The sequence below is a fragment of the Candidatus Nitrosarchaeum limnium BG20 genome (assembly GCF_000241145.1).
GTDB classification, from domain to species: domain Archaea; phylum Thermoproteota; class Nitrososphaeria; order Nitrososphaerales; family Nitrosopumilaceae; genus Nitrosarchaeum; species Nitrosarchaeum limnae.
This window is the reverse complement of the sequence record NZ_AHJG01000339.1, coordinates 1-3,594: the sequence shown is the minus strand read 5'-3', so window position 1 is coordinate 3,594 and position 3,594 is coordinate 1. Positions and strand designations below refer to the sequence as shown.

4 protein-coding genes are annotated in these 3,594 nt (G+C 32.4%); all 4 read left to right on the top strand.

The features are described from left to right. On the top strand, positions 1–634 hold a 634-nt coding region (locus BG20_RS11525), incomplete at its 5' end, for an FkbM family methyltransferase (protein ID WP_010195659.1). A gap of 251 nt (positions 635–885) precedes the next feature. Next, the gene (locus tag BG20_RS11520; RefSeq protein WP_010195656.1) at positions 886–1,620 is read left to right on the top strand and encodes a hypothetical protein; all 735 of its coding nucleotides are present in this window, start codon (positions 886–888) and stop codon (positions 1,618–1,620) included. Between the two features lie 75 nt (positions 1,621–1,695). Further along, positions 1,696–3,054, top strand: a complete 1,359-nt coding sequence (locus BG20_RS11515) for a pyridoxal phosphate-dependent aminotransferase (RefSeq protein WP_010195653.1) — start codon at positions 1,696–1,698, stop codon at positions 3,052–3,054. Positions 3,055–3,131: 77 nt separating this feature from the next. Then, entirely contained in the window at positions 3,132–3,506 is a 375-nt protein-coding gene (locus BG20_RS11510; protein WP_007401244.1) for a hypothetical protein, read from the top strand. Positions 3,507–3,594 lie beyond the last annotated feature (88 nt).

The following is a 3,594-nucleotide window of genomic DNA, read 5'->3' as shown; positions in this document are numbered from 1 at the left end:
TTCTCTTTTAGCACGAAGTAAGGTAGGACCAAATGGCAAAATATTTTCATTTGAACCATCAAAAGAAAACATCTCATTATTCAAAAAAAGTATTGTAGAAAATAGTTTTACCAATATCATAGTAGTAGACGCAGCAGTATCAGATCATGACGGTCATAGTGAATTATTTTTGTCACCTTTTTACAAATCAGAACACAGTTTGTTTGAATATAACTATAGTTCTGGAGAACATAAAGGAAGTAAACAGAAAATAAAAATTATAAGCATTGATTCATTTTTAGAAAAGACAGAAGATCTGAAAGTAGACATTATTAAAATGGATGTAGAAGGTTCTGAGAAAAAATCTCTAGATGGGATGAAAAAAACTATCCAGTTTAACAAAAAACTTACTTTGATCACAGAATTTTGGCCGCAAGGTTTTGTAAACGCAGGAATCGAACCAAAAGAATTTCTTGAAATATTGACATCGTCAGGATTCAGTCTTTACCATATAGATGAATTCTTGCAAAAAACATATTCTGTTACTGTTAATGAAATGTTAAAAATTACAAAAGATCGGATTAAAAAACCGGTAGAACGAACAAAGGAAAATCAAGCTGGAAGATGGTATACGAATTTGTTATGCATTAAATAACTTGATATTTACTCAGATTAAGTTTTATGTCTACTAAATACTTCTTCTAGTTTTTCATCCAATTCTTTGAGTTTCTTTTTCTTTTCAGCGGACAGCGACATTAATAAGAAATTGAGCGTAAATCAGTATTAAAATCACTATTGCCAAAAATGGAAATAACTTCATACCTTATGAAATTATCTCAAATACAGAGCAATCATCAGTAACAAAGATTCGTAATTACTTAATAGATTCGGGTGATCTGATGCATAATGAAGTACGTAAAACTGTTTTCAGCACTGGCAATTATCATGGCAGTGGCAATGGCACCAGCAAGCACAGTATTTGCACAATCAGATGTAAATGCTGATGTCAATGCAGATGTTAGTGTAAATGCTAATACGGCTGAAACAAAAGACAAACAAATCTACAAAGAACAAAAACAAGTTCGAGATCAAATCAAAGAGCAGAGACAAAACATAAAGACTCAACTCAATGATTTAAGAGATCTGCGAAATGATAGACTAGCAGAAAAAACTGACGTAAATGTAGTCCCATCTTTAGAATTCTCAGGAAAAGTTACCGGATGGGCAGTCATCGGCGGAAAAGCAGTTCCTGCAACATTTGATCTTTCTGGCGAAGCTGGAAAAATAGGTCAAAGAGGTTGGAAAATATCAGGGACAGCAGATGCTGAAATTGGAGATAGAAATGTCACATTTGATCTTCAAGGATTTGCTAGAGGCAATCATGTAGTTCTAAAAGGAACAACGAGTGAATTTGATTCTGTAGTGGTTCATCTCAATGGCTACTTTGCACCAATAGCTGATGAGTCTGGTTCATTTGCACTTGCATTTCATAGATCTGCAATTATCAATGAGCAGGCAAACATTAGAATTCCATTGGTATTAGTTGGTCAGGTTGATACAACACTAATTGGAGATGTAGTTGAGCCAACAGAGATTGATCCTGTAGATGTATCAGTAGAGTTATCAGCACTTTTCAATTAAGTGCAACCACTCTTTCTTTTTTATAATTCAATTAGCATATAAAATCATTATATTTGAGCTAAAAATACAGCAGGTGTGGAATTCATAGTTGATCAACAAGTTCAAGACATAGAACTACCAGAGAATTTAAAATTAAACACCTTTTTGCAAGAATTTCACTCCGAATGTCACCATCCAGAATGCAGTTTTGGATTTTATGGATTTGCGTTTGGACAATCACCGTTTCCAGTGCCTAAATTAATTCAAAATGAACTAGTAAAAAATGCCAGTAAAGGAGCATATGCAGCGGTTCCTGGAATACCAGAGTTAAGAAGTGCCATATCAAAATACAACAAATATTATTTTGACATTGATGTAGATCCTCAGAGAATCTATGTAGGACCGGGCACAAAAGAGTTGATTTTTAATTTATTGGAGATTTTACATGGAACTGTAATTTTACCCACTCCAGCATGGCTTGGATATCTTCCACAAATTAGACTCTTGAAAAAAAATTACCACATGCTACCAACGGGGGCTAACAGAAAAATTTCACCAAACAGCCTTAGAAAACTAGGATTAAGATTACAAGATAGACAGAAAATTCTGATACTAAATAATCCTCACAACCCAACAGGATTACTTTATGATAGATTGGAGTTAGAAGAGATTGCAGATGTATGTAAAGAGCAAAATATCTTAATCATATCAGATGAAATTTATGCCCAAACAACATATGATTTTTCAAAATTTGTCAGTATGGGAAAAATTTACCCAGAAGGAACATTTGTAACAAATGGGTTATCAAAATCTCATGCAGCCGGTGGATACAGATTAGGATATGTAATATTCCCACAAAATGCATCAGATCTTCAATTACAATTCAAAAAGATCCTTGCAACAGAGTACACTGCAGTATCAACACCAATTCAGCATGCAGCAGTTGCAGGATTTGAGATAAGTGATGAAATGAACGAGTACTTTACAATAACTAGAAGCATTCATGAGATCATGGGAGAGTATACTTACAATAAACTCGCAGAAATAGAAGGAGTTAAAATCACAAAACCAGAGGCAACATTTTATCTGTTAGTAAATTTTAATCATTATTCTTTAGAGTTACAAACAGCAAAAATTACAACTTCACAAAAGCTATCAGAGGCATTAATTGTTCATCCTTATCATACTGCAATTGTTGGTGGAGATAGTTTAGTTTTGGAAAGAACTGATTACAGTGCTAGAATTGCATATGTGGATTATGATGGGGGTAAAGTTTATGAAAATTACAAAAATCACAAACCGAAAACAGCCTCAGAAAGAGAAGAATTTGCAGCCACCAATGCTCCAAAGATTGTGGCAGGAATTAAAATGATCAAGAGATTCTTTGAAGATATAAAAAAAGAGAATCTAAAAAATTTAAAAGCAAAAAACGATAGTTTAAAAATTACCAGTTAGATCCGAAAAAATTCACTAGAGATACAAAACACATCACGTAAGGAACTCCTTTTATACAAATAAGATATCCATCCAACATGGAAGAAAGCAATCAGACAAATACCATCTCAGAAGTTTACGAGAAAAATATTAAACAAATTATAAAAAATGGTGAATCATTTTTACCCCTATATATCAAAGGATTTTCAGACATTCATAGAGAATACTATAACTATGTTCACCATATGTTCAACATGATAAAAATAAACGAAGTAAAATTATTTGGAAAAATAGATCAAGGTGTTTTGAAAATGCATGAAATGTATATTGATACAATATTTCGACCACATATGTCACACACAGATAACTCAAGAGAAATTATGAAAAATTATTTAGAAGTACATCATGCCATCATGATGTCATTGAATAATCCATTTGGAGTAATTTCAGAGAATTATCAAAAACAAACTTAATTCCACAATAAACTCTAATTAAAAAAATAATTATCAAATAACCAACATTAATGTACCGTGATTTATCAATAAAATCATGGCAAATTAT